Source organism: Mycobacterium sp. (assembly GCF_035603715.1).
Taxonomy (GTDB): Bacteria; Actinomycetota; Actinomycetes; order Mycobacteriales; family Mycobacteriaceae; genus Mycobacterium.
This window is the reverse complement of sequence record NZ_DATNJW010000095.1, coordinates 1-2,390: the sequence shown is the minus strand read 5'-3', so window position 1 is coordinate 2,390 and position 2,390 is coordinate 1. Positions and strand designations below refer to the sequence as shown.

Below are 2,390 nucleotides of genomic sequence, written 5' to 3'. Positions count from 1 at the left end.
CGAGGCTCAGGAAATCGAACGTCGTCGCGTCGCAGGCGATATCCACGACGGCATCTCGCAGCGTCTGATCACGCTGTCGTACCGGCTCGACGCGGCAGCGCGCGCCGTCGGCGACGATCCCACCGAGGCCTCCAGCCAACTGGCCGAGGCCCGGGCCTTGGTCGGCCTGACGTTAGGCGAAGCCCGCGCCGCGATCAGCGGGCTGCGCCCACCGGTGCTCGACGATCTGGGCCTGGCCGGTGGGCTGGCCAGCCTCGCCCGGTCGATACCGGACTTGGACATGGAGCTCGAGCTGGCCGACGTCCGGTTGCCCGAGCACATCGAGATCGCGCTCTACCGGATCGCCCAAGAAGGCCTGCAGAACATCGTCAAGCACGCCAACGCGTCGGTGGCCCGGCTGCGCTTCGCCATCGACGACGACACCGCTCGACTCGAAATCGTCGACAACGGAATAGGTTTCGACACCTTCGAGAATCCGCTGGGCAGCGACGAGATGGGCGGCTACGGCGTGCTGTCGATGGCCGAGCGCGCAGAGTTAGTGGGCGGCCGGCTGAACATCCGATCGCGGCCGGGCTCCGGGACCACGGTCACGGCGACGATCCCGGTGCCATCGCCCATCGACTAGAAGTCGCCGGCATTCTGCCGCAGGGTCTCGATCGACGACGCCAGCGCCTGCGACTCAGCGTCGGATATCCCGATATCGGAGAACACCTGCTCGTTGAGCGTGACGGTGGCGTCCTCGACGGTCGAGCGGCCCAGGTCGGTGATCTGCACCAACGTGGTTCGGCCGTCGGTCGGGTGCGGCACGCGTTGCACCAGCTTGTTGGCCTCCAGGCGGCAAATGGCGTGCGTGACGCTGGTGACGTGCACCTGCAGCCGGTCGGAGGCCTTGGTGATCGGCAACGCCCCGCTGCGACTGAACGCCAGCAAACGCAACAACTCGAATCGAGAGAAGCTCAGATCGTAAGGGCGCAAGGCGGTTTCGACCCGGGCGAGCAGTATCTGGTGGGCCCGCATCACCGACGTGACCGCGACCATGCCTTCGGCGACGTCGCCCCACCCGGCGCGTTCCCAGTTCGTCCGCGCGACCGCGATCGGATCGCGGTTGTCGGCTTTGCCGGGGTCACTGGATGCGGCCACGCCCTTTCATACCGCAGATCGGGGCGGGACGCGGCCGTCCTCGGCCCTACGTCAGGGACTTTTCCACCGCGGACAGCACCGCCGTCGTCGACGGCAGGTCGCCGACGGTAATCCGCGCACCGCCATCGGGGTAGCAGCGGACCTGCAGACCCGCCTCGGTGAAGACTTCGCTCCAAGGCCGCCGCGCGCTCGGTAGGTAGACAAAGTTGGCGTGCGAGTCCGTGCTGTACACGCCCATCGCCATCAGTCGCAGCCGCAGATGATTGCGCTCCGACCTGATTCGGCGAATGCGGTGCGAAAGCTGGTCTTCGGCGTCGTACGACGCGGCGACCGCCGCCACGCTGACGCTGCTCATGCCGAACGGCAACTGCATGGTCCACAGCCTGCCCGCCAGCTCGGGCGCGGCGAATCCGTAGCCGATCCGTAAACCGGCAAGCCCATAGGCTTTGGAGAAGGTCCGCAGCACAACAACATTCGGGAAACGCCGGACTAGATCCGGCCCGTCGATCCGGTACCGGGAGGCGACGAATTCGATATAGGCCTCGTCGAGCAGTACAACGGTGTCGCTGGGGATCTGGCTCAAGAACCATTCCACCGACCAGGCCGCGTCCAATGTTCCGGTCGGATTGTGCGGCCGGCACAGCACGACGACGCGCGCATCGGCCGCCGCCTCGGCCATGGCCGCCAGGTCCTGATAGCCGTACTTGTCGAGCGGGACGGTGACCGGGGTCAGCCGGGCCATCTCCGCGAAGATCGGATAGCCGTCGAAAGTGGGCGTGCTCATCACAATCCGGTCACCCGGGCGGGTGACCGCGTGCAACATCTGCATCGCCACCCCCGATGCTCCCGTCCCGACCACGACCTGCTCCTCGTCCACCCCCACGCGGTCGGCGATCATTCGCCGCAACTGTCCGGGCAGAAACTCCGGATAACGATTCGCCACGTCGAGGCTGCGGGCCAACGCCGAACGCACCGCAGGCAAGGGTGGAAAGGGACTTTCATTGAGCGACAAGGCCAGTGGGTCGACCGCCTGCGGTAGCGAGGAGAGGATCTCGGCGGTCACCGAGGTCCCGAGCGCGGGTTCGGCCATCAGTTACGACCTCCCCAGCGCACCGCCGCCGCGCCAGCGAAGTCGCCGGCGTGTGCGAAAGCAGCCATCATGATCACGTCGCCGGCGTCGAGTTGACCCGCGGAGATCGCGCGATCCAGGTTGACCGGGATGCCGGCACCGAACAGGTTGCCGCACTCGT

General features: G+C 66.9%; 4 protein-coding genes. 1 reads left to right on the top strand and 3 read right to left on the bottom strand.

Annotation, left to right across the window (positions count from 1 at the left end; genetic code table 11):
• The coding region (locus VN856_RS04135; RefSeq protein ID WP_325686422.1) for a sensor histidine kinase at positions 1-625 on the top strand (625 nt) is incomplete at its 5' end.
• Here VN856_RS04135 and VN856_RS04130 read toward each other — a convergent pair.
• The 3 genes from VN856_RS04130 to VN856_RS04120 form a co-directional block, all read right to left on the bottom strand.
• On the bottom strand, positions 622-1,140 hold the full coding sequence (locus VN856_RS04130) for a MarR family transcriptional regulator (RefSeq protein WP_325686420.1): 519 nt from the start codon (positions 1,138-1,140) through the stop codon (positions 622-624). The two genes, VN856_RS04135 and VN856_RS04130, sit on opposite strands and share 4 nt — an antisense overlap.
• Before the next feature lie 46 nt (positions 1,141-1,186).
• Positions 1,187-2,230, bottom strand: a complete 1,044-nt coding sequence (locus VN856_RS04125; protein WP_325686418.1) for an aminotransferase class I/II-fold pyridoxal phosphate-dependent enzyme — start codon at positions 2,228-2,230, stop codon at positions 1,187-1,189.
• On the bottom strand, positions 2,230-2,390 hold a 161-nt coding region (locus VN856_RS04120; protein WP_325686424.1), incomplete at its 5' end, for a 3-oxoacyl-[acyl-carrier-protein] synthase III C-terminal domain-containing protein. The genes VN856_RS04125 and VN856_RS04120, both read right to left, overlap by 1 nt.